Annotated in this window: 28 protein-coding genes; 17 read left to right on the top strand and 11 right to left on the bottom strand. The window is 76.6% G+C overall.

The features are described from left to right. Window position 1: 1 nt before the first annotated feature. The 3 genes from HL054_RS08275 to HL054_RS08265 all read left to right on the top strand — a co-directional run bounded on the left by HL054_RS08275 (window position 2) and on the right by HL054_RS08265 (window position 892). Entirely contained in the window at window positions 2-250 is a 249-nt protein-coding gene (locus HL054_RS08275) for a hypothetical protein (protein WP_369138422.1), read from the top strand. 134 nt (window positions 251-384) lie between these two features. Further along, window positions 385-543, top strand: a complete 159-nt coding sequence (locus tag HL054_RS08270; RefSeq protein WP_369138421.1) for a hypothetical protein — start codon at window positions 385-387, stop codon at window positions 541-543. A 31-nt stretch (window positions 544-574) separates the two neighbouring features. After that, window positions 575-892 carry a hypothetical protein gene (locus tag HL054_RS08265; protein WP_369138420.1) on the top strand — a complete coding sequence of 106 codons (318 nt, stop codon included), beginning with the start codon at window positions 575-577 and terminating at the stop codon, window positions 890-892. Window positions 893-899: 7 nt separating this feature from the next. Here the strand turns inward: HL054_RS08265 and HL054_RS08260 are convergent, their stop codons facing one another. Next, a complete protein-coding gene (locus HL054_RS08260; protein ID WP_369138419.1) occupies window positions 900-2,195 on the bottom strand; it encodes a glycosyltransferase in 1,296 nt (431 codons plus the stop codon). 196 nt (window positions 2,196-2,391) lie between these two features. Between HL054_RS08260 and HL054_RS08255 the strand changes: the two genes are divergently transcribed. After that, a complete protein-coding gene (locus HL054_RS08255; protein WP_369138418.1) occupies window positions 2,392-3,351 on the top strand; it encodes a Gfo/Idh/MocA family protein in 960 nt (319 codons plus the stop codon). Beyond that, complete coding sequence (locus HL054_RS08250; RefSeq protein WP_369138417.1) at window positions 3,348-4,433, top strand: zinc-dependent alcohol dehydrogenase; 1,086 nt, start codon at window positions 3,348-3,350, stop codon at window positions 4,431-4,433. Before HL054_RS08255 ends, HL054_RS08250 begins: the two co-directional genes overlap by 4 nt. 49 nt (window positions 4,434-4,482) lie before the next feature. Here the strand turns inward: HL054_RS08250 and HL054_RS08245 are convergent, their stop codons facing one another. From HL054_RS08245 to HL054_RS08220, 6 genes are all read right to left on the bottom strand, one after another. Beyond that, on the bottom strand, window positions 4,483-4,653 hold the full coding sequence (locus HL054_RS08245; protein ID WP_369138416.1) for a hypothetical protein: 171 nt from the start codon (window positions 4,651-4,653) through the stop codon (window positions 4,483-4,485). A 174-nt stretch (window positions 4,654-4,827) separates the two neighbouring features. Then, window positions 4,828-5,502, bottom strand: coding sequence for a DUF4333 domain-containing protein (locus HL054_RS08240; RefSeq protein ID WP_369138415.1), 675 nt, complete (start codon window positions 5,500-5,502; stop codon window positions 4,828-4,830). Window positions 5,503-5,591: 89 nt separating this feature from the next. Next, window positions 5,592-6,161, bottom strand: coding sequence for a histidine phosphatase family protein (locus HL054_RS08235; RefSeq protein WP_369138414.1), 570 nt, complete (start codon window positions 6,159-6,161; stop codon window positions 5,592-5,594). Window positions 6,162-6,163: 2 nt separating this feature from the next. Next, window positions 6,164-7,024 (bottom strand): NAD-dependent epimerase/dehydratase family protein, encoded by an 861-nt coding sequence (locus HL054_RS08230; RefSeq protein ID WP_369138413.1) that lies wholly within the window; start codon window positions 7,022-7,024, stop codon window positions 6,164-6,166. Window positions 7,025-7,139: 115 nt separating this feature from the next. Continuing rightward, window positions 7,140-8,450 carry a glucose-6-phosphate dehydrogenase gene (locus HL054_RS08225; protein ID WP_369138411.1) on the bottom strand — a complete coding sequence of 437 codons (1,311 nt, stop codon included), beginning with the start codon at window positions 8,448-8,450 and terminating at the stop codon, window positions 7,140-7,142. Beyond that, a complete protein-coding gene (locus tag HL054_RS08220) occupies window positions 8,447-9,793 on the bottom strand; it encodes a M20 family metallopeptidase (protein ID WP_369138410.1) in 1,347 nt (448 codons plus the stop codon). Before HL054_RS08220 ends, HL054_RS08225 begins: the two co-directional genes overlap by 4 nt. Window positions 9,794-9,853: 60 nt before the next feature. On the opposite strand from HL054_RS08220, the gene HL054_RS08215 reads away from it, so the two are divergent. Genes HL054_RS08215 through HL054_RS08195 form a run of 5 tightly spaced genes read left to right on the top strand, consistent with a single transcriptional unit; the run spans window position 9,854 to window position 14,307 of the window. Next, complete coding sequence (locus HL054_RS08215) at window positions 9,854-10,603, top strand: 3-hydroxybutyrate dehydrogenase (RefSeq protein WP_369138409.1); 750 nt, start codon at window positions 9,854-9,856, stop codon at window positions 10,601-10,603. A 5-nt stretch (window positions 10,604-10,608) separates the two neighbouring features. Next, window positions 10,609-11,127, top strand: coding sequence for a G/U mismatch-specific DNA glycosylase (gene mug, locus HL054_RS08210; RefSeq protein ID WP_369138408.1), 519 nt, complete (start codon window positions 10,609-10,611; stop codon window positions 11,125-11,127). Between the two features lie 32 nt (window positions 11,128-11,159). After that, window positions 11,160-12,044, top strand: coding sequence for an alpha/beta fold hydrolase (locus tag HL054_RS08205; protein ID WP_369138407.1), 885 nt, complete (start codon window positions 11,160-11,162; stop codon window positions 12,042-12,044). 54 nt (window positions 12,045-12,098) lie between these two features. After that, window positions 12,099-12,485 (top strand): DUF6394 family protein, encoded by a 387-nt coding sequence (locus tag HL054_RS08200; protein WP_369138406.1) that lies wholly within the window; start codon window positions 12,099-12,101, stop codon window positions 12,483-12,485. Window positions 12,486-12,498: 13 nt separating this feature from the next. After that, complete coding sequence (locus HL054_RS08195; RefSeq protein ID WP_369138405.1) at window positions 12,499-14,307, top strand: potassium channel family protein; 1,809 nt, start codon at window positions 12,499-12,501, stop codon at window positions 14,305-14,307. Here the strand turns inward: HL054_RS08195 and HL054_RS08190 are convergent. Next, window positions 14,285-15,376, bottom strand: coding sequence for a sensor histidine kinase (locus HL054_RS08190; protein WP_369138404.1), 1,092 nt, complete (start codon window positions 15,374-15,376; stop codon window positions 14,285-14,287). The genes HL054_RS08195 and HL054_RS08190 overlap by 23 nt on opposite strands. 3 nt (window positions 15,377-15,379) lie before the next feature. Then, window positions 15,380-16,039, bottom strand: a complete 660-nt coding sequence (locus tag HL054_RS08185; protein WP_369138403.1) for a response regulator transcription factor — start codon at window positions 16,037-16,039, stop codon at window positions 15,380-15,382. 123 nt (window positions 16,040-16,162) lie between these two features. On the opposite strand from HL054_RS08185, the gene HL054_RS08180 reads away from it, so the two are divergent. After that, window positions 16,163-16,759, top strand: a complete 597-nt coding sequence (locus HL054_RS08180) for a VanZ family protein (protein ID WP_369138402.1) — start codon at window positions 16,163-16,165, stop codon at window positions 16,757-16,759. 173 nt (window positions 16,760-16,932) lie between these two features. Continuing rightward, window positions 16,933-17,196, top strand: coding sequence for a hypothetical protein (locus HL054_RS08175; RefSeq protein WP_369138401.1), 264 nt, complete (start codon window positions 16,933-16,935; stop codon window positions 17,194-17,196). A gap of 65 nt (window positions 17,197-17,261) precedes the next feature. On the opposite strand, the gene HL054_RS08170 is transcribed toward HL054_RS08175, so the two are convergent. Then, window positions 17,262-18,464 (bottom strand): CaiB/BaiF CoA transferase family protein, encoded by a 1,203-nt coding sequence (locus tag HL054_RS08170; RefSeq protein WP_369138400.1) that lies wholly within the window; start codon window positions 18,462-18,464, stop codon window positions 17,262-17,264. Window positions 18,465-18,621: 157 nt separating this feature from the next. Here HL054_RS08170 and HL054_RS08165 point away from each other — a divergent pair, with 157 nt between their 5' ends. Next, window positions 18,622-19,206 (top strand): TetR family transcriptional regulator, encoded by a 585-nt coding sequence (locus tag HL054_RS08165; RefSeq protein ID WP_369138399.1) that lies wholly within the window; start codon window positions 18,622-18,624, stop codon window positions 19,204-19,206. 25 nt (window positions 19,207-19,231) lie between these two features. On the opposite strand, the gene HL054_RS08160 is transcribed toward HL054_RS08165, so the two are convergent. Further along, window positions 19,232-20,338, bottom strand: coding sequence for an SDR family oxidoreductase (locus tag HL054_RS08160; protein WP_369138398.1), 1,107 nt, complete (start codon window positions 20,336-20,338; stop codon window positions 19,232-19,234). 174 nt (window positions 20,339-20,512) lie between these two features. On the opposite strand from HL054_RS08160, the gene HL054_RS08155 reads away from it, so the two are divergent. The 4 genes from HL054_RS08155 to HL054_RS08140 all read left to right on the top strand — a co-directional run bounded on the left by HL054_RS08155 (window position 20,513) and on the right by HL054_RS08140 (window position 25,813). After that, complete coding sequence (locus tag HL054_RS08155; protein ID WP_369138397.1) at window positions 20,513-21,721, top strand: ROK family protein; 1,209 nt, start codon at window positions 20,513-20,515, stop codon at window positions 21,719-21,721. A 206-nt stretch (window positions 21,722-21,927) separates the two neighbouring features. After that, window positions 21,928-23,460: a sugar ABC transporter ATP-binding protein gene (locus HL054_RS08150; protein ID WP_369138396.1), complete on the top strand. Its 1,533-nt coding sequence runs from the start codon at window positions 21,928-21,930 to the stop codon at window positions 23,458-23,460. After that, window positions 23,457-24,605, top strand: a complete 1,149-nt coding sequence (locus HL054_RS08145; protein WP_369138395.1) for an ABC transporter permease — start codon at window positions 23,457-23,459, stop codon at window positions 24,603-24,605. The genes HL054_RS08150 and HL054_RS08145 overlap by 4 nt, the downstream gene beginning before the upstream one ends. Before the next feature lie 149 nt (window positions 24,606-24,754). Next, window positions 24,755-25,813 (top strand): substrate-binding domain-containing protein, encoded by a 1,059-nt coding sequence (locus HL054_RS08140; RefSeq protein WP_369138394.1) that lies wholly within the window; start codon window positions 24,755-24,757, stop codon window positions 25,811-25,813. Window positions 25,814-25,857: the final 44 nt, after the last annotated feature.

Raw genomic sequence — 25,857 nt, 5'->3', positions numbered from 1 at the left:
GATGGACATCACCACCGTCAACGACCGGCACCTGTACTCGGCCACCGTCCGGGTGCACGACCCCGAGCGGCCGGGGAGCTCGGTCGAGCTGCCCGGCCGCGTCGTGCGGTTCGGTCCGCCCGGCTGGCTGACCGTGGCCGACGGGACGGGGGAGGGGGCCGACGTCCGGCTCGTGCCGACCGGGCAGGTGCTGGCCGTCAGCGCGCTGGGGGAGGTCGACCCGCCGCCGCGGGAGCACGGTGCGTCGTGACCCCGGCGGTTGCGCGTAGCGTCCACCCCGACGTCGTCCGGCGTTCAGCCCCTCCGCTGGCGGAGGGAGATCGGCGGTCCCCTGGTGGGCCCCACTTCTGCGCACCTGTCCGGCACCGGTCCCGAGGACCGGTCATGACCGCACCCGACGGCCCGCCCGCACCCCGGCGGCCCGACCCCCGGGACATGCCCCGGCGCTCCGAGCTCGTCGCCCGCCCGGTGGGCGCCGACGCCCCGGTCGACGGTGGCGAGGACGCCCAGCGGGACGCGCCCGCCCCGGACAGCGGGCAGTGAGCCCGGGGGACCGACGCCCGGACGACGCACCGTGCTGAGCTCGCCCGTCGTCCTGCCCTGCGGCACCCCCGACGTGCCGGGACCGGCGACGGCGGGTGCCGACCTGCCCGTGGTCCCCGAGCCGGTGACCGACGGCGGCGGCGACCGCCTGGTGGTCGTCGGCGCCACGCCGGCAGCGGACCGGCCGTCGGCGACCCTGCTGGCCGCCAAGCAGCTCTCCGACGAGGCCGACCGTCGCGGCCACCGCGTCCGCGGCCGGGACAGCTCCGCCGGGGACCGCCGGCTGCGGCACCGGAACGAACTGCTCGCCCAGCGCCGCGCCGACCGGTGCCGCGTGCCCGAACGCTGAGCCGCCGTCAGCCGCGGTGCGCCGGCACGGCGCGGCCCGGTCGCCGGGGCGGCGCCACCGACGTGCGGCGCAGCAGCTCCGCGTAGAGCCGCTCGTAGCCGTCGGCCATGACGGCGGGGGCGAACCGGCGCCGCGCCGCCGCCGCGCACGCTGCCGGGTCCAGCTCGTCCAGCCGGGCCAGCGCCGCGGTGAACGCCGCCTCGTCCGCCGCGACGAACCCGGTCACGCCGTCGTCGACCAGGGACGGCAGGCAGCCCATCGCCGTCGCGACCACCGGGGTGCCGGCGGCCAGCGCCTCGCAGACCGCGGTGCCGCCCGGCTCCGGCCAGCGGACCGGGGTCAGCAGGGCGCGGGCGCGGCGCAGCAGGTCGTCCTTCGCCGCCCCGGACACCGTCCCGACCCAGCGGACCCGGTCCCCGTCGACGGACGGCGCGACGTGCTCGGCGAACCACCGGACGTCGGGGTGGTCGCGTCCCGGGTGGTCCGGGTCGGCCAGCGCCGCGTCGAGGGACGCCTGGTCGCGGAAGGGGCCCACGGGGCCGGCCAGCACCAGCGGGAGCCCGGCGGCCAGGCAGGCGCGCACCGCGGTGTCCGCGCCCTTGAGGGCGCACAGCCGGCCCAGCACCAGCACGTGGCCGGCGCGCTCGTCCCGGGGCAGCGGTGGCCCGGCCGGGATCGGGACGGCCAGCGGGACCGTCCCCAGGGTCTGCCGCCGCAGCGCCGCCGGTCCGCGGGCCACCTGGGAGTCCGAGACGCCGGCGAAGAAGACCCGGTCGCGGCCGTCGAAGGCGGCGTAGAACTCCGCGTTGCGGTGCAGGTCCCAGTGCAGCGTGTGCAGCACCGGCGGGGCCGCGGGGCCGAGCGCGGCCAGCACGGCCGGGCCGAGCACCTGCAGGTGGGTGTGCACCAGGTCGAACGGCGTGCCGGCGGCGGCCTGCCGCCGCACCTCGTCGGCGACGGCCAGGGCGTGCGTGGCGCCGATGCCGGCGGCGTCGGCGTACGGCGCGGCCAGCGCCGGGAACTGCCCGGAGGCGAAGGCGCTGACCCGGCCGTCGGTGGGCAGCGTGCTCTCCCCGACCGTGCCGAGCACGACGTGGTGCCCGCGCCGGCGCAGCTCGGTGGTCAGCGTGGCGACGACGTTCTCCAGCCCGCCGTACCCCTCCGGCGGCACCGCCAGCCACGGTCCGGCGTCCATGAGCAGCCGCAGGCCGCGGCGGGAGGCGGTCGGTGCCGTCCCCAGGACGGGCCGGGGCCGGGCCGGGCGGGTGCGGTCGGTCGTCCGGTGCGGGGCGCCTGGGCGCATGGCGGAGTCCTTCCGTCGTGCTCGGTGGCGCCCCCCGCGCCCGTGGGCGTCACAGTGACCGATCGGGCCGCGGAACGCACGGCGACGGGAGGCGGTGCCGCCGGGCGGACCCCGGCCACGGCGGGCCGTCCGGCAGCGGGCGGGGCAGGATGCGCAGCGTGACGGATGCGACGGCCCGGGCGCCGGGTGGACGACGGTGACGCTGCGGGTGGGCCTGGTCGGGGCCGGCGGGGTGGGGGCGCGGCACGCCCGCACCCTGGCCGGCTTCGAGGACGTCGAGCTGGTCGGCGTCTGCGACCAGGTGGCCGGGAGCCGGGAGGCGCTGGCGGCGGAGGTGGGGGCGCCGGCGGTCGCGGACCTCGACGCGCTGCTGGCGGCGCGGCCGGACGCCGTCTGGCTCTGCGTGCCGCCGTTCGCCCACGGTGAGCCCGAGCGCGCGGTGCTGCGGGCCGGCTTGCCGTTCTTCGTGGAGAAGCCGCTGGCCGCCGACCTGGCGACCGCCGAGGAGCTGGCCCGGGCGGTGGCCGGCAGCGGGGTGCCGACGGCGACCGGCTACCACTGGCGGCACCTGGACACCGTCGCGGCGGCGCGCTCGGCCCTCGACGGCGGCACGGTCCGGCTGGTCCAGGCCCGCTGGTGGGGCACGACACCGCCGCCGGCGTGGTGGGGGCGGGCCGACCGCTCGGGCGGGCAGGTCGTCGAGCAGGCCACCCACGTGCTCGACCTGCTCCGGCTGCTGGCCGGCGAGGTGGCCGAGGTGACCGGCCTGGCGGCGGCGTCCGGCCGGGAGGGGCGGGACGTGCCCGATGCCACGGCGGCGGTCCTCCGGCTGGAGTCCGGCGCCGTGGGCACGGTCAGCACCTCCTGCGTGCTGCCGGCCCTGACTGCGGCGGGCCTGGACGTGGTGGCCGACGGCCGCGTCGTCCACCTCACCGAGTCCTCGGTGCAGATCACGACCCGGGAGGGCGGGTCGACGGCCGAGCCGACCGTCGACGCGCGCACCGCCGTCGACCGGGCGTTCGTGGACCTGCTGGCCGGCCGGCCGGCCGCGCCGGGGCTGGTCGACGTGGCCGAGGCGCTGCGGACGCACCGGCTGGCCTGGGCGGTGGCCGAGGCCGCCCGCACCGGCGCGACCGTGCGGGTGGCGGGCCGGTGACGCGGCCGCCGGTGCGCACCCTCGTCGTCCCGGAGGCCGGGGTGCTGGCCGTCGACGAGTCGCCCGAGCCGCCGCTGGCGGAGGGCCGGTTCCGCGGCGAGACCGTCTACACCGGGTTGTCGGCCGGCACCGAGCTCACCTGGTACCGCGGCACCAGCCCGTACCTGGCCACCGGCTGGGACGCCGAGCTGGGGCTGTTCGGCGCCGGGGAGCGGCAGTCGTTCCCGGTCCGGCGGCTGGGCTACATGGAGGTCGCGCGGGTGACCGACAGCCGCACGTCCGCCGTCGCCGAGGGTGCGCTGGTCGCGATGGCGTACGGCCACTCCACCGTGGTGCACGGCGACCCGGTCGGCCAGCACGTGGTGGTCCTGCCGGCCGGCCTGGACCCGGTGCTCGGCGTCTACGCCGCCCACCTCGGGCCGATCTGCGCCAACGGGCTGCTGCACGCCGCCGCCGACGTCGGGGGCGCCGACCTCGCCGCCGGGGTCCGCGGCCGGCTGGTCGTGGTGACCGGCGGCGGGGCGATCGGGCTGCTCGTGGGGCTGCTCGCCCGGGTGCACGGCGCCGACGAGGTGGTGGTCGTCGACCCGACGCCCAGCCGCCGGGCGGCCGCGACCGGGCTCGGCCTGACCGCCGTCGACGACACCCCGGACGTCGCCCGCGAGCTCAAGACCCGCTGGCGGCACGGTGCGGCCGACCACGGGGCCGACGTCGTCTTCCAGTGCCGGGGGACCGCGGCGGCGCTGGCGACCGCGCTGCGCTGCCTGCGCCCGCAGGGCACCGTCGTCGACCTGGCGTTCTACACCGGCGGCGCGGACGACGTCGGGCTGGGCGAGGAGTTCCACCACAACGGGCTGTCGGTCCGGGCCGCCCAGATCGGCCGGGTGCCCCGCGGCCTCGGCCCGTCCTGGGACCGGCGGCGGCTGTCGGCCGAGACGCTGTCCCTGCTGCAGGACCACGGCGCTGCCGTGCGCGCGCACCTGCTGACCGACGTCGTCCCGTTCGACGACGCACCACAGCTGTTCGCCGACCTCAGCGCGCGGCGGCGGCACGTCCTCTCGGCGGCCTTCGAGGTCGGCTGAGGGCAGCGAGCCGGCCGGCCGGCCCGCCCGGGGTCAGGGGGCGGGTCGGTCAGCGGGGTGCACAGCCGGCGGAGCGGGCCCGGGCGGCCCGGCGGGCCGCCTGCTCGGCGCGGCGGTGCCACCGGCGGGCGGCGATCAGCCGCCGGGTGCGGGCCTCGTCGTCGGCGGCGGGCAGCGGTCCGGCCCACCGCTGCGGGACGCCGAGGGGGTGCGGGGTCACGGGGTCCCCTCCTGGGGGTCGGGCGGGCGCGGTCCGGGCAGGACCGCGGCGGCGTCGGGCGGGGGACCGGGGGGCAGGGGACCGGGAGGCAGGGGGTCCGCCGCCACCGGGTCGGCCGGGAGCAGGCCGAACAGCGCCTCGAGGGAGTCGCCGTCGGCACCGGGGGCCACGGCGTCAGGCCTCGACGTAGCTGACGGTGCCGTCCTCGGCGACCGTCGCCACGACCGCCAGGCTGTCGGCGGCGTCGTCGACGTTGGTGACCGTGCACGGCACCGGGTCGCCGACGGCGTCGACGAGGACGCTGCGGCCGCCGGTCTCGCAGCTGGCGGTCACGTCCACCGCGTAGTCGGCCGCCACCTGCTCGGCGACCGAGGACTCGACCACCGACACGACGACGAACGGGGTGTCGAGGTCGAAGCGGACGTTGCCCTCGTCGTCGGTCTGCTCGACGGTGAAGGACACCGGCTGGCCCTCCAGCTCCGCGGTGCAGCCGAACGTGGCGCCGGCGGCGACCTCGACGTCGGCCGGGCACTCCAGCGCGGTCGGGGCCACCCCGGACTGCTGCTGCGTCGCCTCGGCGATCCGGTCGGTGAGCTCGTCGGTGTCCAGCGTCGCCGTGCCGAACAGCAGCAGCGCGCCGGTGCCCAGCCCGGCGACGGCGACGAGACCGCCGGCGATCGCGCCGACCAGCCGGCCGCGGCTGCGCCGGGGCGGGGCCGGCGCCGGGGGCGGCGGGTACTGCGGCGACAGCCAGCCGGGCAGGGCCGGGGGCGGGTACGCACCGGCGGGCGCGGTGCCGTTCGCGGGGACGTGGGTCTGCGGGCTGGACGGGTGCATCTGCTGGGTCACGGTGTCTTCCCTCCGGTGTGGACGGGCACCACCGTGACGCAGCGTCCTTGCCGTCTCCTTGCCGACGGCTTGCCTCGGCGCGGGACGCCTCAGTCCGGGGCGGTCAGCCGCCGCCAGCCGTGCGGCACCCGCCCGGTCGCCGGGTCGAACGCGTACCAGCTGCCCTGGCCCGGCTGGTCGTGCCGCCGGTCGATCGGGACGCCGAGCAGGTGGCACAGCAGCAGCGTGCCGACGCCGCCGTGGCAGACGACTGCGACGTCGCCCGTCGCCCCGGCCGCCGCCCGGCCGACCGCGGCCACGATCCGCCGCTGGGCGTCCCGGGCGGTCTCCCACCCCCGGACGCTCTCGTCGGGGGAGCCGAAGAACCGGTCGGCGAGCGCCTCGAACTCGGCCGCGGGCAGGTAGCCGGTGGCCGACCGGTCGTTCTCGCCGAGCTCGGCGTCCCGGGCGACCGGCAGGCCCACCGCGGCGGCGAGCGCCTCGGCCGTCTCGACCGCCTTCCTCTCGGTGCTGGACACCACCCGGGTCAGGCCGGGCACCCACGGCTGCGCCAGCAGCGCGGCGAGCCGGGCCCGGCCCGCCGCCGACAGCCCCCACTGCGGGACGGCGACGTCCGGCTGCACCTCGACCTCGGGGTGGGTGACCACGACGACCTGCACCGTCAGCCACCCACCTCGTCGCGCCAGGAGTGCTGCGGCTCGTACCCCAGCACCCGGCGGGCCTTGTCGATCGACAGCAGCGTCTCGTGCGGGCCGAGCTCCCGGGTGCGCGGCACGTCCGGGAACTCGGCGGCGAGCAGCTCGTCGTCGGTCCGGGCCGACACGGTGTCGGCGTTGGCCACGATGAACACGTCGGCGCCGGGCTCGGTGTGCTCCAGCGCGCGGCGGACCGCCTGGGCGCCGTCCCGGGCGTCGATGTAGCCCCACAGGTTCCAGCGGCGCAGCGCGGGGTCGGCGTCCCAGCCGGGGAAGTCGGCGTAGTCATCGGGGTACATGACGTTGCTGAACCGCAGCCCGGTCATCGACAGGTCCGGGTGCCACCGGCACAGCTGCCGGGCCAGCTCCTCCTCCAGCGTCTTGACCAGCGAGTACGTCGTCGTCGGCTGCGGCGGGTGCTCCTCGTCGACCGGGACGTACGGGGGCGGGGTGTCGAAGGGCAGCCCGAGCACGGTCTCGCTGGAGGCCCAGACGACCTTCCGGACGCCGGCCCGGAGCGCCGCGCTGTAGACGTTGTAGGACGCGGTCATGTTGTTCGCGAACGTCGCGGCGTTCGGCAGCAGCCCGGGCGCCGGGACCGCGGCCAGGTGCACCAGCGCGTCCACCCCGCTGTGCCGGTCGTCGATCCCGCCCAGCGCCTCCACCGCCTGGCCGAAGTCGGTCAGGTCGACCACCGAGGACACCACGTCGGAGCGCGGGCTCGGCACCCGGTCCAGCGCGACGACGTCCCAGCCGTGCCCGAGCAGGTGGTCGACCACCGCCCGGCCGAGCTTGCCGCTGCTGCCGGTGACCGCCACCCGTGCCATGTGCTGCTCTCCCTGCCGTCTCGCTCGCTGTGCCGTCGTCCGCTGTGCCGTCGTTCGGTGTGCCGTCGTCCGCTGTGCCGGGGTCAGCCTGCCCGGTCCGCGCGCCGCACGCAGGTCAGCGCAGCGGCGGCGGGGCGGCCGTGCCGGCGGGGTGCCCCAGCAGCGGCACGGTGCCGGCCGCCCAGGCCGCCAGGACCGGCTCGACGACCCGCCACGCCTCCTCGGCCTCCGGCCCGCTGACCGAGGTGACGCTGCCGCCGGCCAGCACGTCGGTGAGCACCCGGCAGTAGGCGGCGAGCTCACCGGGGGCGGCCCCGGTGCCGCGCTCCGGCTCCTCGAGGGGGGTCCACCGCGGCGGCCCCGCCGTGCGGGGGTGCACCGCCACGCCCTTCCGGGACGCCGGCATGGCCTTGCCGGTGCGCAGCCGGAACCGGGTGCCGGCCCAGCGGGGCGTGTCCACCGCCAGCAGCACCTCGGCGTACGTCTCGGTGCCGCGGGCCGGGTCGACCCCGTCCTCGTCGGCGTAGCCGGGCACCGCGGCCGAGGCCCCGCCCGCCGCCAGCGTGCCGGCGGTGTACCGGGCCCGGCGGGTGCACGCGGCGGGGTCGGTGGGGTCGGCCAGCCGCAGCGACCGCAGCAGGTCGAGCTTGGCCGCGTGCAGCGCCTGCTCGCCGCCGTCGGCGGGCTGCTCCATCGCCAGCAGCACCAGCACCTGGAGGAGGTGGTTCTGCAGCACGTCGCGCAGCGCCCCGGTTCGGTCGTAGAAGTCCGCGCGGCCCTCCAGGCCCAGCGTCTCCTCCCAGACCACCTCGACCTCCTCGACCGACCGGCTGTCCCACCCGGTGGCCAGGTCCCACCCGGTCGTGAGGTCCCCGCCGGCCGCGTGCCGCCCGAGCAGCTCCTGGACGACGGACATGCCGAGGAAGTGGTCGACCCGGGTCACCGCGCGCTCGTCGCCGGCCACCTCGGCCAGCAGCGCGTCCAGGGCGACCGCGCCGGCCAGGTCGGCGCCGAACGGCTTCTCCACCGCGATCCGGCTGCCCGGTGGCAGGCCCGCGGCCCCCAGCGCCCGGAGGGTGGCGGGGAACAGCGCCGGCGGCAGGGCGAGGTAGGCGGCGACGGGGCCGTCCCCGGGGAGGGCCGCGACGGCCGCGGCCACGGTCGCGGGGTCGCCGGCGTCGAACCGGCGGTACCGCAGCCGGGCCAGCAGCGCCCGGCCGGCGTCGTCCGGCAGCTCCCCGGCGGCCGCCGACCGGCCGGCCACGTGCGCCCGGAACGTCTCGTCGTCCCAGTCCTGCGCGGCGGCCCCGACGACCTGCAGGTCGTCAGGGACCCGGCCCGCCGCGGTGAGCCAGGCCAGCGCCGGGAGGAGGAACCGGCCGGCCAGGTCGCCGGTGGCCCCGAGCAGCAGCAACCGGTCGATCACGGCTGACCGAGCACGGCGTCGAGGTCGAGCACGCCGCCGGCGGCCGCGAACTCGGCCTGCGCCGCGGCCAGCACGGCCGGGTCGGCGAGCACGTCGAGGGCGGTCAGGGCCAGCCCCACGGCGCCGTCGAGCACTGCGGTGTCGCCGGCGGGGGAGACGGCGGCGGCGGCGAAGCCGGTGGTGTGCATCGAGGTGTCCGGGCCGGCGATGGCGATCATCGGGTGGATCGCCGGCACCCGCACGCTCACGTTGCCCAGGTCGGTGGAGCCGGCCAGCGACGCCGGCGTCACGCCCGGGGGCAGCGCGGTGCGGCCGCGCCGCGCCTGGTGCCGGGTCCAGCGGGCGGCCAGCTCCAGGTTCGCCCGGATCGGCAGGTAGGCCGGCAGCTCGTCCCAGTGCAGCTCGTACCCGCAGCCGGTCATCGCCGCGGCACCGGCCATCACCGCCTCCATCCGCCGGGAGAGGTCGGCCAGCGTCTCCGGGGTCGCCGAGCGCACGTAGTACAGCGCCTCGGCGGTCTCCGGGACGACGTTGGGCCGCTGCCCGCCGTCGCTGATCACCCCGTGCACCCGGTCGGTGTCCGGGACGTGCTGGCGCAGCATCGCCACGCCCTGGTACCCGGCGACCACGGCGTCCAGCGCGTTGCGGCCCATGAACGGCTGCGCGGAGGCGTGCGCGGCGATGCCCCGGTAGGTGACCCGCAGCTGCCGGCGGCCGAGGAACGGCTGCACCGCGGCGTCGTAGCCGAAGGGGTGCAGCATCACCACCGCGTCCACCCCGGCGAAGGCGCCGTCCCGGGCCATCAGCTCCTTGCCGCCGCCGCCCTCCTCGGCCGGGGTGCCCAGCAGCACCGCCGTCCCGGGCAGGTCGCCGCCGGCCAGCGCGGCGTGCAGGCCGAGGAAGGCGCCGACCGCCGAGGAGCAGATGACGTTGTGGCCGCAGCCGTGCCCGATGCCCGGCAGCGCGTCGTACTCGGCGAGCACGGCCACGGTCGGGCCGCCGCTGCCGGTGCTCGCCCGCAGCGCGGTGTCCAGCCCGTGCACGCCCACCTGCGCCTCGATGCCGTGCGCCGCCAGCAGGTCGGCGACGGCCCGCACCGACCGGTGCTCGGCGTAGCCCTCCTCCGGGTGGGCGTGCAGGTCGTGGCTGAGCCCGAGCAGCTCCGCGCCGGCGGCCTCGATCGCCTGCTCGGCCCGGGCGAGCAGCTCCTCGGCGGCCCCCGCGTGCGCGGACGCGAGCGGGTCGGCGGTCGCCGCGGCCCGCTCGGTCGCGGCCCGGAGCTGGTCGAGGTGGGCGCGGTCGGCGGGCTGCGGCGTGCGGGGGTCCCCGGCGTCCTGGCTCATGGCGCGTCCTGGCTCATGGCCAGGTGTCTACCCGGTGCCCGACGGCCTAGCCTGCCCGGCATGGCGGCGATGCTGGCGGGACGGCGGGCGATGGTGACCGGAGGGGCGTCCGGGATCGGGCGGGCCTGCGCCGAGCGGCTGGCGGCCGAGGGCGCGCACGTGGTCGTCGTCGACCGCGACCTGGCCGGCGCCCGGGCCGTCGCCGATGCCGTCGGCGGCAGCGCGGTCGGGGTCGACCTGGCCGACCTCGACGCCGTCGACGCGCTGGACGTCGACGTCGACGTGCTGGTCAACAACGCCGGGCTGCAGCACGTGGCGCCGGTGCACGAGTTCCCGGTGGACCGGTTCGGCCTGATCCTGCAGCTGATGGTGGAGACGCCGTTCCGGCTGGTGCGCGCCGCGCTGCCGCACATGTACGGGCGCGGCTGGGGGCGGGTGGTGAACGTCAGCTCGGTGCACGGGCTGCGGGCCTCGCCCTACAAGGTCGCCTACGTCGCCGCCAAGCACGGCCTGGAGGGGCTGTCCAAGGTGGTCGCGCTGGAGGGCGCGGCGCACGGCGTGACCAGCAACTGCGTCGCCCCCGGCTACGTGCGCACCGCGCTGGTCGAGGGCCAGGTCGCCGACCAGGCCCGGGCGCACGGGATGAGCGAGGACGACGTGCTGGCCCAGGTGCTGCTGGCGCCGGCGGCGCTCAAGCGGCTGCTGGAGCCGGCCGAGGTCGCCGACGCCGTGGCGTGGCTGTGCTCGCCGGCGGCGCTGTCGGTCACCGGCACGTCGCTGGTGATGGACGGCGGCTGGACCGCGCACTGAACGCCGTGCCCGCGAAGCCGCTGCCCGACGTGGTCGCCGACGGCCTGGACGTGCTGTTCTGCGGCATCAACCCCTCGCTGCTGTCGGCCGAGCGCGGGCACCACTTCGCCCGCCCGGGCAACCGGTTCTGGCCCGCGCTGCACCTGGCCGGCCTCACCCCGCGCCGGCTGACCCCGGACGAGGACCGGGAGCTGCTCCGGTACGGCCTCGGGGTGACCAACGTGGTGGCCCGGCCGACCCGGACCGCGGCGGAGCTGACCCGCGAGGAGCTCCGGGCCGGGGGCGCCGAACTGGCCCGGCTGGTCGCCCGGCACCGCCCGCGGGTGCTCGCCGTCCTGGGCGTCACCGCCTGGCGGACGGCCTTCGACCGGCCGCGCGCCGTGCTGGGGGAGCAGCCGGACCGGGTGGGCGGGGTGCCGACCTGGGTGGCGCCGAACCCGAGCGGCCTCAACGCCCACCACCAGCTGCCCGACCTGGCCCGGCTGTACCGGGTGGTGCGTGACGCCGCCCGTGCGGGAGGGTGAGCGGCCCGCCACCGACCAGCGAGGAGCACCCGATGCCGGGGTTCGAGGGGTTCGAGCTGTCCTCCGTCGACGTCGGGGAGGTGACCCTGCGGGTGCGCGTGGGCGGGGCCGGCCCGCCGTTGCTGCTGCTGCACGGCTACCCGGAGACCCACGAGATGTGGCGGCCGGTCGCGGCCGACCTGGCCCGCGACCACACCGTCGTCGCCCCGGACCTGCGCGGGTACGGCGGCAGCTCGCAGCCGGCCCCGCTGCCCGGACACGAGGCGATGGGCAAGCGCGCGATGGCCGCCGACAACGTCGCGCTGATGCGCTCGCTGGGCTTCGGCGCCTTCGACGTCGCCGGGCACGACCGCGGCGCCCGGGTCGGCTACCGGATGGCCCTGGACACCCCGGACGCCGTCCGGCGGCTGACCGTGATGGACGTCGTCCCGACCGGTGAGGTGTGGGCGCGGGCCGACGCCCGCTTCGTGCTCGGCTACTGGCACTGGGCGTTCCTCGCCCAGCCCGAGCCGCTGCCCGAGCGGCTGATCGGCGCCGACCCGGAGTTCTTCTTCCTCGACGGCCAGTTCGGCGGGCTGCTGCGCGGCGTGGCGCCCGAGGCGCTGGCCGACTACCGGCGGGCGCTGGCCGACCCGGCCGTCGTGCACGCCATGTGCGAGGACTACCGCGCCGGGGCGACCTGCGACCGGCGGCTGGACGACGAGGACCGGGCCGCCGGCCGCACCCTCTCCTGCCCGGTGCAGGTGCTCTGGGGGGCGCGGGGTGCGCTGCCGGCCTGGTACGACCCGCTCGAGGTGTGGCGGCCGTGGGCCGGCGACGTCACCGGCGGGCCGGTCGACAGCGGGCACTTCCTGGTCGAGGAGCAGCCCGGGCCGACCCTGGCGGCGTTGCGGGCGTTCCACACGGCGGGCCGGTGACCTCCGGCGTTAGGGTCCGACGGTGCTGATCACCGAGCTGTCGCGGGGAGCCGGATGAACCTCGAGAAGGTGGTCTTCGGGTTCTTCGTCACCCTCGCCGCGACGCTGAACTTCGGGTTCTTCATCGGCGACATCTCCGACCCGGAGCTGCACAACGAGTACGAGCTGTTCGCCGCCGTGGTGGTGAACCTGATCGCCACCGTGCTGAAGTTCGGCGACCGCACCCAGATCGGCGCGGTGCACCTGTCCACCAGCCTGGTCGCGGACCTGCAGCTGATCGCGGCGACCGTCGCCTGGGCGTTCGCGGCGCACGTCTCCGAGGCCGGCCTGACCGCCGGGGCCACCGCCAGCATCGTCTCGCTGTCCGGCGGCGCCCTGGTGGCGAACGTCGTCTCGCTGGTGCTGCTGGTGGTCGAGACCAGCTCGTTCCGCCGCTCCTGACCGGCGGCCGGAGATGACCAGGGCACCGGGGACCGGACGACGTCCCGCCGTCGACGGGCCGGCGCCGCCCGGTCACCGGCGGCTGCCGGCCGGCGTGGTGGCCGGCGTGCAGGCCTCGGCGCCGATCTTCCTGGTGCTGCGGCGGATGCGGGCCCCGCTGATCACGCTGATCCTGATCTTCGCGGTCAGCGTGCTGGGGCTGAGCCTGATGCCGGGCGTGGACGACGCCGGCGAGCCGTACCGGATGAGCATCTTCGACTCGTTCTACGTGATGAGCTACACCGCCACCACGATCGGCTTCGGCGAGATCCCCTACGCCTTCACCGGTGCCCAGCGGCTGTGGGTCACCGGCACGATCTACCTGTCGGTCGTCGGCTGGGCCTACGCGATCAGCGCGCTGCTGTCGCTGCTGCAGGACCGGGCCTTCCGGTCGGCGCTGGCGCTGCAGCACTTCAGCCGCAAGGTCACCCGGCTCCGCGAGCCCTTCCTGCTCATCGCCGGGTACGGGCAGACCGGCGAGCTGCTCGGCCGCTCCTTCGACGAGCTGGGCCGGCGGTTCACCGTCGTCGACCTGCGCGAGGCGCGGATCGACGCCCTCGAGCTGGACACCCTCCGCGCCGACGTCCCGGGTCTGGTCGGCGACGCCCGCAACCCGCGCGACCTGCAGGTCGCGGGGCTCAGCCACCCCTGCTGCGAGGGCGTGCTCGCGCTCACCGACGACGACGAGGCGAACCTGGCCGTGGCGATGACCGCCGCGCTGCTGCGCCCGGAGCTGACCGTGGTCACCCGGACGACGTCGGCGGTGGTCGCCGAGCGGATGTCCTCCTTCGGCGACCCGACGGTGATCAACCCGTTCGACCGGTTCGGCGACCACCTGCGGTTGGCGCTGCACTCGCCGGCGGCCTACCAGCTGATGACCTGGCTGGAGAGCGGGCCGGGCGCGCAGCTGCCCGAGCGGTCCGCCGCCCCCGCGCCGGGCCGGTGGGTGGTCTGCGGGTACGGCCGGTTCGGCCGGCACTTCGCCGCCGACCTGCGCAGCGAGGGGCTGGAGGTCACCGTCGTCGAACCGAAGGCGGTGCCCGACCCCGACCCCGACCACGGGCTGCACCTGGTGGTCGGCGACGAGTCCGACCCCGAGGTGATGGCCGCGACCGACCTGCGCAACGCGGTGGCGTTCGTGGCCGGCACCGACAACGACACCACCAACCTCTCGCTGGTGGCCGCGGCCCGCCGGGTCAACCCGGACCTGTTCGTGGCGGCCCGGCAGAACGCGCCGACCAGCGCGGCGCTGTTCGTCGCGATGGAGGTCGACGCGCTGCTGGTGCCCACCGAGGTCATCGCGCACGAGATCTACGCCCGGCTGAGCACCCCGCTGCTGTGGCGGTTCGTCCGCGAGCTGCCCGGCCAGGACGACGCCTGGGCCGAGGCGCTCACCCAGCGGCTGGTCGAGGAGTGCGGGCACCACCTCGGGGCGCTGTGGAAGGTGCGGCTCACCGACGAGGAGGCGCCCTCGCTCGGCGGGTGGCTCGAGCGCGGCGAGCTGCACCTGGGCGACCTGCTGCGCAACCCCGACGAGCGCGACCAGTCGCTGCCCGCGGTGCCGCTGCTGCTGCTGCGCGACGGCGACGAGTGCCTGCTCGCGCCGGACGACGGCACGGTGCTGCAGCCCGGCGACGAGCTGCTGCTGGCCGGGCGCCCGCTGGCCCGCCGGGCGCTGGAGAAGACGCTGATGGTCGACGCGGTGCCCGAGTACCTGGTCACCGGGCGGCGGGTGCCCGCGAGCTGGTTCTGGCGCCGGGTCACCGGCTACCCGCGGCGCTGACCGCGGTCGCCGCCGGGAACCGGACCTGGACGGCCAGCCCGCCGCCCTCGTTGGCCCGGGCCTCCACCACCGCGCCGTGCGCCGCGGCGAGGGACCGGACGATGGTCAGCCCCAGCCCGACGCCCCCGCCGTGCTCCAGCCGCTCACCGGTCATCCGCCGGAACGGCTCGAACAGCCCGGCGACCTGCTCGGGGGGCACGGCCGGGCCGGTGTTGCCGACCGTCAGCCGGCCGGCGGCGTCCACGGTCACCGCCACCGAGCCGCCCGGCTCGTTGTACTTGACCGCGTTGGACAGCAGGTTGCCGACCAGCCGTTCCAGCAGCGGCCGCTCACCGACCACCGTCACCGGCGCCAGCGTGGCGTGCAGCTGCAGGCCGGCCCGCTCGGCGGCCGGGCGGTGCTCGGCCACCACCGCGGCGACGACGCCGTCCAGCGGCAGCGCGCTGCGGACGAGCACCCCGCGGTCGCTCTCGGCCAGCGTGAGCAGCCCGTCGACCAGCCGCTCGTTGCGCTCGTTGGTGGCCAGCAGCTGCCGGGACAGCAGCTCCAGCTGCTCGGGGGTGAGCGCCGACCCGAGGCTCACCTCGATCAGCGCCCGCTGGGTGGCCAGCGGGGTCCGCAGCTCGTGGGAGGCGTTGGCGGCGAACCGGCGCTGCGCCTCGTAGCCCTCGGCCAGCCGGTCGAGCATGGTGTCGATCCCGTCGGCGAGCTGCCGGGTCTCGTCCGCCGGCCCGCCGGCCCGCAGCCGCAGGGCCAGGCTGTTGGGGCCGAACCGGCCGACGGTGGCGGCCATGTCGCGCACCGGGTAGAGCACCCAGCGCGACAGCAGCACCGCGACGGCGACGGCCAGCGCGGTGGCCGCCAGCAGCTCGACGACCGCCAGCGTCGGGCTGAACGAGGCGCAGCTGTTGAACAACCGGGGCCAGCCGCCGCCGCAGGAGATGAACCCGCTCCGCAGGTAGTAGAGCAGCGCCCGGACGGTGTACAGCGCCCAGTCGCACCAGGCCCAGGCGAAGGGGAACACCACCAGGACGGCGATGACCGCCCGCCGGCGCGGGGTGAGCACCACCGGTCAGCTGCCGAACCGGTAGCCGACGCGCGGCACGGTGTGCACGATCGGTGGGTCGCCGAGCTTGCGGCGCAGCGTCATCACCGCCACCCGGACGGCGTTGGTGAACGGGTCGGTGTGCTCGTCCCAGGCCTTCTCCAGCAGCTCCTCCGCGCCCACCACCGCGCCCGCGGACTGCATGAGCACGGTGAGCACGGCGAACTCCTTGGGCGTGAGCTCCAGCAGCCGGCCGTCGCGGAACGCCTGGTGCCGCGGCACGTCGAGCACCACGCCGTCCCGGTCGATCACCGGCGGCGTGCCCACCGGCGGCCGGCGGGCCAGCGCCTGCACCCGGGCCGCCAGCTCGGCGAACGCGAAGGGCTTGGTCAGGTAGTCGTCGGCCCCCAGGCCCAGCCCGTCGACCCGGTCCCGGATCCCGCTGGCGGCGGTGAGGATCAGGATCCGGGTGCCGATGCCCCGGTCCACCATCCACCGGCAGACCTCGTCACCGGTGGCCTCCGGCATGTCCCGGTCCAGCACGGCCACGTCGTAGCGGTTCACCGCCAGCCGTTCCATCGCGGCCGCGCCGTCGTGGCAGACGTCGACGGCCATGGCGAGCCGGCGCAGCCCGGCGGCCACGGTGTCGGCCAGGAGGCGCTCGTCGTCGGCGAGCAGGATGCGCACGGTCAGCGGACTCCGGGGGAGGGCCGGGCAGGGGACCCCGGCAGTGGAACACACCCGGTGGTAAGGGCGGCATAAGGAGCCGCCGAACGCCGGCCCGACGGGGTGCTGGGCACGCTGGTCCCCATGATCGAGGAGTCCCTGGGCCGGATGGTCCTGACCGGCAGCGGGGGAGCGGTGCTGGCGACGACCGGCCTGCTCGCCGTGCTGGCGCTGGCCGGAGCGGCCCTGACCCCGCCGTCCCGGTCGCCGTCGGTGCGGCTGCTGGTCGCCGGCACGGGGCTGTCGCTGGCGGTGGTGCTCGGGCTGACGGTCGTGCCCACCGGCGGCTGGCAGCGGTTCGGCGTCGCCCCCGGGGCGCTGGACAGCATCGCGCGGAACCTGCGGCCGCTGCCCGGGGACCTGACCGCCTGGACGCACACGTCCGACGGCCCGCCGAACGTGGCGCTGTTCGTCCCGCTGGGCCTCTTCCTGGCGCTGCTGCTCCGCCGGCCGCTCGCCGCCGCCGCGGCCGCCGTCGTGCTGTCGGCCGCGATCGAGTGCTACCAGGCCGCGCTGACCACCCGGGTCGGGGCTTTCGCCGACGTCGTCGCGAACGGGCTGGGCGGCCTCCTCGGCGCGGCGCTGGCCGGGGTGCTGCTCCTGCTGCTGCCCCGGGACCGGGGCGACGGGCACGCCGGTCGCGCCGGGCGACGGGCCGCGGTCGGGACCCTGCGCGGCTGACCGGCACCGCCGTCCGGGTGGCGTCCCGGCCGGTGCGGTGCGCCACCCGCCCGGTGCCTCGGGCGACCGACCGGGGAACCGGTGCATGACCGCTCGACGGCTCGGGTAGGGGCGGTGTGCACGTCACCCCAGACCCGGTGACCTCCCAGTTCCCGTCGGGTCAGGTGGTCTCTGTGCTCTCCGTCGTCGGCACCCCCGCACGCCGCCGGGACGGCCGGCTCGTCCCGGTCCCGGGTCCGCTGCCGCAGACGGCCCGCGCGTACTGCGGGCCGGCCCACCAGACGGCATGGCGCTCGGCCGAGTGGCCCCCGCCGGAGTCCGCCGAGGTGGCCACCGCCACCGGTACCGAGTGCTACCGGCTGGTCCACTGCCCGCTCACCGGGGTCCCGGCCCGGGACCGGCGCGGCGCGCTGGTCTACGTGCCGGCCGGTCCCTGAGCGGACGGCGACCGACCCCCACGAACCCGCCGCCCCGGGTGACCGCCGGTCCCCGGGGCGGCGTGTCACCCGCCCGCCGCCCCGGTCGCCGTCCCGCCGGCCTCGGCCACCGCGCCGGAGGCAAGCAGGGCGTCGACGTCCCCGATGCCCCAGTCGGCCAGCGCCGCCCGGGTGTGCGCGCCCGCGGCGGCCGGCGGCCGGCCGAGCGCGGCCGGCGTCCGGGAGAACCGCGGGGCCGGCGCCGGCTGCACGACGCCGTGGTGCTCGACGTAGGTCTGCCGGGCGGCCAGGTGCGGGTGCTCGCGGGCCTCGGCGAAGGACAGCACGGGGGCGACGCAGGCGTCGCTGCCGGCGAAGACCGTCACCCACTCGTCCCGGGTGCGCCGGCGGATCGTGGCGGCGAACAGCGCGCGCAGCTCCGCCGGGTCGGCGCCGGCCCGGTCCGGTGCCACGCCGGTGAGCCCGAGCCGGTCGACGAGCTGGGCGTAGAACTGCGGCTCCAGGGCGCCGACCGCCAGGTGCCCGCCGTCGGCGGTCTCGTAGACGTCGTACCAGGGGGTGCCGGAGTCGAGCAGGTTCACCCCGCGGGTGTCCTGCCAGGCGCCGCCGGCGAGCATCCCGAGCACCATCGTGGCGAGGTGCGCGGTGCCGTCGACGATGGCGGCGTCCACCACCTGGCCGCGGCCGCTGACCCGGGCCTCCAGCAGCGCGGCTAGCACCCCGACGACCAGGTAGAGCGCCCCGCCGCCGAAGTCGCCGACCAGGTTCAGCGGCACCTGCGGCGGGCCGCCGGCCCGGCCGATGGCGTGCAGCGTCCCGGTGACGGCGATGTAGCCGACGTCGTGGCCGGCGGTCGCGGCCAGCGGACCGTCCTGGCCCCAGCCGGTCATCCGGCCGTAGACCAGCCGGGGGTTGCGGGCCAGGCAGTCCGCCGGCCCGACGCCCAGCCGCTCGGCGACCCCGGGCCGGAAACCCTCCAGCAGCACGTCGGCCTGCGCGGCCAGCCGGCGGACCACCTCGCCGCCGTCGGGGTGCTTGAGGTCGACCGCCACCGACCGGCGGCCCCGGGCCAGCAGGTCGTGCTCGGTGTCACCGGTGAACGGCCGGGCCCCGGGCCGGTCGACCCGCAGGACGTCGGCGCCGAGGTCGGCCAGCAGCATCGCGGCGAACGGGCCCGGGCCGAGGCCGGCCAGCTCGACCACGCGGAGTCCGGCGAGCGGTCCGGTGGGGGGTCGGGTGGCGTCTCCGGCGGGGGGGCCTGGGGTCATGCCGGCGACAGGACCGCACCGGCGGGCCGGGCGTCAAGCGCCGGCCCGCCGGACGGGGTCGCGGTGCGCCCCGCGGTGGGGGTGCTCCGGGACCAGGGCACTCCCGTGGAGACTCGGGACGGCACCGGTGCCCACGACGACCGACGGGGGGAGTGCGATGACCGAGGTCGACGACGTCCCCGGTGAGGGGCTGCGGGAGCGCCGCCGGGCGCACAGCCGGGCGACCACGGTCGACGTGGCGATGCAGCTGTTCGCCGAGCGCGGCTTCGACGCGGTCACCGTCGCCGACATCTGTGCCGCGGCGCAGATCGCGCCGCGCACCTTCTTCCGCTACTTCCCGTCCAAGGACGACGTGCTCGCCGAGCCGGCGCGAGTGCTCGCCGTCCGGCTCACCGCGGCCATCGCCGCGGCGCCGGCCGGCCTGGACGACCGCCAGGTGCTCACCCGGGCGCTGCGCGAGCTGGGGGAGCACGTGGTGGCCGACCGGGCCCGGCTGGCGGTCTTCTTCCGGGTGGCCGAGGCAGCGGCGGCCAGCCGCAGCAACCCGTTCCTGCACCTGTCCGGCCGGGAGCGCCAGCTGACCGAGCAGCTCGCCGCGCGCCGTCCGGGCCCGGCCGACTGGCGCACCCGCCTGCTGGTGGCGCAGTCGGTGGCCGCCTTCCGGGTCTGGCTGGACGACGTGGTCGCGGGCACCGGCCGCGACCTGCTGGCCCACCTCGACGAGGTGCTCACCGCACCCTGACGCGCCGGCCGGCGCCGCGGGCCGGTCAGGCCGGGACGACCCGGTCGGCCCGGTAGCGCTCGAACAGCCGGACGAAGGCGTCCTCGGTGCGGACGTACCGGGTGAACCCGGCCAGCCGGCTCCGGGACATGTCGGCCAGCACCTCGACCTCGCGGCCGAGGTCGGAGTCGGTGTGCCACCACGAGGCGACCCGGGAGAGGTCGGGCTCGACCAGGTCGTGGGCGGCGGCCAGGCGGGCCCAGACCGGCTCGGCGCCGGCCATCTGCTGCTCGAGCGGGCGGGGCCGGCCGTTCGGGCCCTCGGACTCGACGCCGAGGTGGGCGGCGAGCCTCGGCCACATCCGCCGCCAGCGGAAGACGTCGCCGTTGACCACGTTGAACGCCTGGTCGGCGGCCGCCGGGGTGGTGGCGGCCCAGACCATGTGGTCGGCGAGCAGCCCGGCGTCGGTCATGTCGACCAGCCCGTCCCACTGGGTCTGCGAGCCCGGGAACACGAACGGCCGGTCGGTGGCCCGGCAGATGGCGGCCTGCGCGGCCAGCGTGAGCCCCATGTTCATCGCGTTGCCGACCGCGTGGCCGAGGACGGTGTGCGACCGGTGCACGCTCCAGGTGGCGCCCTGCTCGGCGGTGGCCGCCCAGAGCGCGTCCTCCTGGTCGTAGTAGAAGTTCGGCACCGGCAGCCGCTCGGCGTCCTCGAGGAACGGGGTGTCGGGGAGGTCGCCCTGCCCGTAGGCCTCGAAGGGGCCGAGGTAGTGCTTGAGGCCGGTGACCAGGGCGACGTGCCGGACGCTGCGGCCCGGCGCCAGGGCGGCCAGCAGGTCGGCGACCATCGCGCGGTTGACCGCGATGTTCCCCGCCTCCGTCTGCTGGCGCGACCACGCGCAGAAGAAGACGTGGGTGGGGCGCAGGTCGCGCAGGGCATCGGCGAGCGAACCGGCCGAGCGCAGGTCGGCGGCCACGTGCCGGGCGGGCGAGCCGGGCACCGGGCGACGGGACAGGCCGGCGACCGGCCACCCGCCGGCGGTCAGCCGGTCGACGAGCGCGGTGCCGGTGATGCCGCTGGCGCCGACGACGAGCGCGGAGGCGTCGGGGCTGGGCGGCGGGGTGGCGGGCTGGTGCGGTGCGGCGGGCACGGAGCGGCCTCCGGGGCGGTCGGTGGTGCGGCAGGCAGGACAGGAGGGCAGCACCGGGACGCCCGCCGCTGTTCCACCCCGGCGTGTCCCAGGCCGACCCGCACGCCGGGGTCCGTCCGCACGCCCGGGCGCCGCCGGGGCCGGCTCCGTCCTCCCGCGTGCCACCATGTCGCCGTGGCCCACTCCTCCGCCTCCGCGAGCGCACTGCTGCACCACGTGCGCACCGGCCGGGCCCGGAGCCGGGCGGAGCTGGTCGCCCTCACCGGCGCCTCGCGCAACACGGTGAGCGCGCGGGTCGACCAGCTCATCGCGGCGAACCTGCTCGAGGAGGGTGGCCGCGGCTGGAGCACCGGTGGCCGGCCGCCGACGCTGCTGCGGTTCAACAGCCGGGCCGGCTGCGTGCTCGCCGTCGACCTCGGGGTCACCAGCGTCGACGTCGCGGTCACCGACCTGTCCGCCGAGGTGCTGGCGACCATCGGTCACCCGATCGACATCGCCGACGGGCCGGGCCCGGTGCTGGCCGAGGTCGACCGGCTGGCCCAGCTGGTGCTCGCCGAGGCCGGGCTGACCCCGGCCGACGTCTGCGCCGTCGGGATCGGCGTGCCCGGGCCGGTGGAGTTCTCCACCGGTCGGCCGGTGCACCCGCCGATCATGCCGGGCTGGCACGACCACCCGATCCCGGACGCGTTCGCCCGCTACGGGTGCCCGGTCTTCGCCGACAACGACGTCAACGTGATGGCCCTGGGTGAGATGGGCGTCGCCGGCTCCGCGGAGGACGTGCTGGTGATCAAGGTCGGCACCGGCATCGGCTGCGGGATCATCGTCGACGGCCAGGTCTACCGCGGGGCGCAGGGCAGCGCCGGCGACATCGGGCACATCTCCGTGCCGCCGCCGGACGGCCGCACCGTGGTCTGCCGGTGCGGCAACGAGAACTGCCTGGAGGCCCTCGCCGGGGGCGGCGCCCTGCTGCGCGACGCCGTCGCGGCCGGGCTGCCGGTCACCACGACGCGCGAGCTCGTCCGGCTGGCCGCGCACGGCGACGGTGCGGCGCTGGAGCTGGTCCGCGACGCCGGCCGCACCATCGGCACCGTGCTGGCCAGCCTGGTCAACTTCTTCAACCCGCACCGGATCGTGATGACCGGCGGCGTCGCGCAGGCGGGCAACCCGCTGCTGGCCGGGATCCGGGAGGCCGTCTACGGCCGCTCGCTGCCGCTGGCCGCGCGGGCGCTGGACATCACCGTCAGCGACGCGCCCGGCATGTCCGGCCGGCTGGGCGCTGCGCTGATGGCGATCGAGGGGTACCTCGACGAGGACTCCGTGCACCGGGCCGCGGCCGCCTCGGGGCTGCCGGCCGGCGGTCGGCCGGACGCCTCCGCGCGCTGACCCGCGCTCCCGCCCCACCCCTCCGGCGCCGCCCGCGCCCCTGCCCGTGGCTGTCCGCGGCCCCTGCCGTGGACGGTTGCGGTTCGGTAACGCCCGCCGAGTCCCTTGACCCTTCTGTGACGCCCGACATAGTGTCCGGCCTCAACGTACTTCTGTTCACTGTTGAGCAAAAGTCTGGAGAGGATGGCCATGGCCAGGGTGCTCGGATGACGGCACCGCTGCTGCAGATGCGCGGCATCGTCAAGCAGTTCCCCGGCGTCCGCGCGCTCGACGGCGTCGACCTCGACGTCCGGGCGGGCGAGGTGCACTGCCTGCTCGGCCAGAACGGCGCCGGCAAGTCCACGCTGATCAAGGTCCTCGCCGGCGCGCACCAGCCGGACCAGGGCGAGATCTCCTGGGAGGGCAGCCCGGTCACCCTGGGCGACCCGCAGGCGGCGATGAGCCTGGGCATCGCGACGATCTACCAGGAGCTCGACCTCGTCTCCGGGCTCACCGTGGCCGACAACGTCTTCCTCGGCCGGGAGCGCTCCCGGTTCGGGCTGTCCCGCCCGGCGCACGCCAACCGGGCCGCGGCCGCGCTGCTCGCCCGGCTGGGGCACCCGGAGATCCGGCCCACCGCCGAGGTGAGCTCGCTGTCGGCCGCCTCGCAGCAGATGGTCAGCATGGCCCGGGCGCTGTCCCAGGACGCCCGGCTGATCGTCATGGACGAGCCGTCGGCGGTGCTCGACAGCGAGGAGGTCGAGCACCTGTTCCAGGTGATCCGCGACCTCACCGCCGAGGGCGTCGCGGTCGTCTACATCTCCCACCGGCTGGAGGAGATCCGCTCGGTCGGCGACCGGATCACCGTCCTCAAGGACGGCCGGACCGTCGCCACCGGCCTGCCGGCCCGCGAGACCGGCACCCGCGAGGTCATCACGCTGATGACCGGCCGGACCATCGAGTACGTCTTCCCGCCCCGCCGGGAGCTCGCCGACCCCTCCGCCGCCCCGCTGCTGGAGGTCTCGGACCTCTCGCTGGCGGGCCGGTTCTCCGGGGTGTCCTTCGCCGTCCGCCCGGGCGAGGTGCTCGGCCTGGCCGGCCTGGTGGGCTCGGGCCGGTCGGAGATCCTGGAGACGGTCTTCGGCGCCCGCAAGGCGACGACCGGCACGGTCACCGTCGCCGGGAAGCGGCTCCGCCACGGGGACGTCGCCGCCGCCGTCGCCGCCGGGGTGGGGCTGGCGCCGGAGGAGCGCAAGAGCCAGGGCCTGCTGCTCGGCGAGCCGATCTACCGCAACATCACCGTCTCCAGCCTGGCCCGGTTCGCCCGCGCCGGGTTCCTGTCCGCCGCCGCGGAGCGGCAGGCGGCCCGGGAGCAGACGGACGCCCTGGACCTCCGCCCGGTCGACGTCGACCGGGAGGTCCGCACGCTGTCCGGCGGCAACCAGCAGAAGGTCGTGCTGGCCCGCTGGCTGCTGCGCGACTGCAAGGTGCTGCTGCTGGACGAACCGACCCGCGGCGTCGACGTCGGCGCCCGCTCGGAGATCTACGCGCTGGTCCGCGCGCTGGCAGACCGCGGTGTGGCCGTGGTGGTGGTCTCCAGCGAGATCCCGGAGGTGCTGGGACTGGCCGACCAGGTGCTGGTGGTGGCCGACGGGGCCATCGTCGCCAGCGCCGGGGCCGGAGAACTCGACGAGCACCGCGTGCTCGACCTCGTGATGCAGGGCGCGGCACCCGCCGCCGGACAGGGAGACGTTGCATGACCACGACGACGACGCGGGCACCCGAGCCCGCCGGGGGCGCCTCCGCCTCCCGGCCGCCCCGCAGCCGCGAGAGCCTGATGGCCGGCCCGGTGGGGCGCAACCTCGGCCTGGTGGTCGCCCTGGTGCTCCTCTGCATCGCCGGGGTCGCCACCGCCGGGGACCGGTTCGCCGACATCGACAACGTGCTGACGATCCTCCGGCTGGCCTCGGTCATCGGCGTGGTCAGCATCGGGATGACCTTCGTGATCATCGGCGGTGGCATCGACCTGTCGGTCGGGGCGCTGGTCGCGCTCTCGTCGGTCTGGGCGACCACGCTGGCGACCCAGCAGATGGCCGAGGACACCCACTGGATCGTCATGGTGTTCACCGCGCTGGTGGTCGGCTCGGTGGCCGGGCTGGTCAACGGCGTGGTGATCGCCTACGGCAAGCTGGTCGCCTTCATCGCCACCCTGGCGATGCTCGCCGCCGCCCGCGGCCTGGCCGAGATCATCGCCAACCGGCGCACCCAGATCGTGCAGGACCGCGACTTCGTCCGGTTCTTCTCCGGTGACGTGCTCGGCATCCCGACCCTGGTGATCGTCTTCGCCCTGGTCGCGCTCGCCGGCTGGGTGCTGCTCAACCGGACGACGTTCGGCCGCCGCACCTTCGCCGTCGGCGGCAACGCCGAGGCCGCCCGGCTCGCCGGCATCCGGGTGCAGCGGCACACCGTGCTGCTGTACGTGCTCTCCGGCTTCACCTGCGGCATCGCCGCGGTGATGATCATGGCCCGGACGACGACCGGCAGCTCGACGCACGGCACCCTCTACGAGCTCGACGCCATCGCGGCCGTCGTCATCGGCGGGACGCTGCTCATCGGCGGCCGCGGCACCATCGTCGGCACCGTGCTCGGCGTGCTGATCTTCACCACGCTGGGCAACGTCTTCACCCTCAACGACCTGTCCAGCTCCGCCCAGGCGGTCGCCCGCGGCGTCATCATCGTCGCCGCCGTGCTGCTCCAGCAGCGGCTGGTCACCGGGTCCGCGCGGATGCGCACCCCGCGGTCGATGTCACCGACGGCGGGCGGGCCGGGCGGTCCGGCCGGTGCGGTCTCCGGCGCCTCCTCGGTGTCCGGTGGCCCCGCCGGCGGCGACTCCGGCGCCTCCTGACCCTGGCCGGCGCCCGCCCGGGCGCCGGCCAGCACCACCTCCGCCGGCCGGTGGCCGCCGGGGCGCAGCACCCCTCATGTCCGACCGACACCCGTTTCCCTGGCCCTGTCTCCTGGCACGGCCAGCCGGCTCGATGCAAGGAGAGACCGATGTCTGCAACGCCGCAGCGGCCGTTCTGGCGCCTGCTGTCCACCACCGTCTGCCTGGTGGGAGCCAGCGCACTCGTGGTGGGCTGTACCAGCAACTCCACCGAGGACGAGTCGTCCTCCGACGGTGGCGGCAGCAACGCCGCCAGCGCCAACGACGACACCGGTGACACCGTCACCATCGGCTTCTCGGCACCGGCGGCCGACCACGGCTGGATGGCCGGCATCACCGAGGCCGCGCGGGCCGAGGCCGACCGGTACGAGGACGTCGAGCTGCGCGTCGCCGAGGGCACCAACGACGTCAGCACCCAGATCAGCCAGGTCGAGACGTTCATCAACGACGGCGTCGACGCGATCGTCCTGCTGCCCTTCGACGGCGCGGCGCTGACCCCGGTCGCGCTCGAGGCGATGGAGGCCGGCATCCCGGTCATCAACGTCGACCGCGAGTTCGACAGCCCGTTCGCCGCCCGCGCCACCGTGCTGGGTGACAACTACGGCATGGGCGTCTCGGCCGGCACGTACGTCTGCTCGCAGCTGTCGGACAAGCCGGACGCGGTGGTCGCCGAGATCGCCGGCATCGACTCGCTGCCGCTGACCCAGGACCGCAGCCAGGGCTTCGCCGACGCGCTGGCCGACTGCGGCCTCGAGGTCAGCAACCGGGTCGCCGCGGAGTTCACCGTGGAGTCCGGTGAGGAGGCGGCCTCGAACCTGCTGCAGGCCGCCCCGCAGATCGACGCCATCTGGAACCACGACGACGACCAGGGCGTCGGCGTCCTGGCCGCGATCGACAACGCCGGCCGCGACGAGTTCTTCATGGTCGGTGGCGCCGGTTCGGCCAACGCGATGCGCGCCATCCAGGAGGGTGACTCGGTCCTGAAGGCCACGGTCATCTACCCGTCGACCCAGGCGGCCGACGGTGTCCGGCTGGCCCGTCTGCTGGCCCAGGACAAGGCGCTGTCCGACCTCGTCGAGGTGGAGATCCCGCGGCAGATCGTGCTCAACGCCCCGGTCGTCACCGAGGAGAACGTCGACCAGTACATCGACTCGGCGTTCGAGTCCTGACCGGCGCGCCGGGTGCCGCCGCCTGCGGGCGGCGGCACCCGGCA

Source organism: Modestobacter versicolor (genome assembly GCF_041028285.1).
Classification (GTDB): domain Bacteria; phylum Actinomycetota; class Actinomycetes; order Mycobacteriales; family Geodermatophilaceae; genus Modestobacter; species Modestobacter versicolor_A.
Note: the sequence above shows the minus strand (reverse complement) of the source record. Positions and strands in the feature narration are given on the sequence as shown.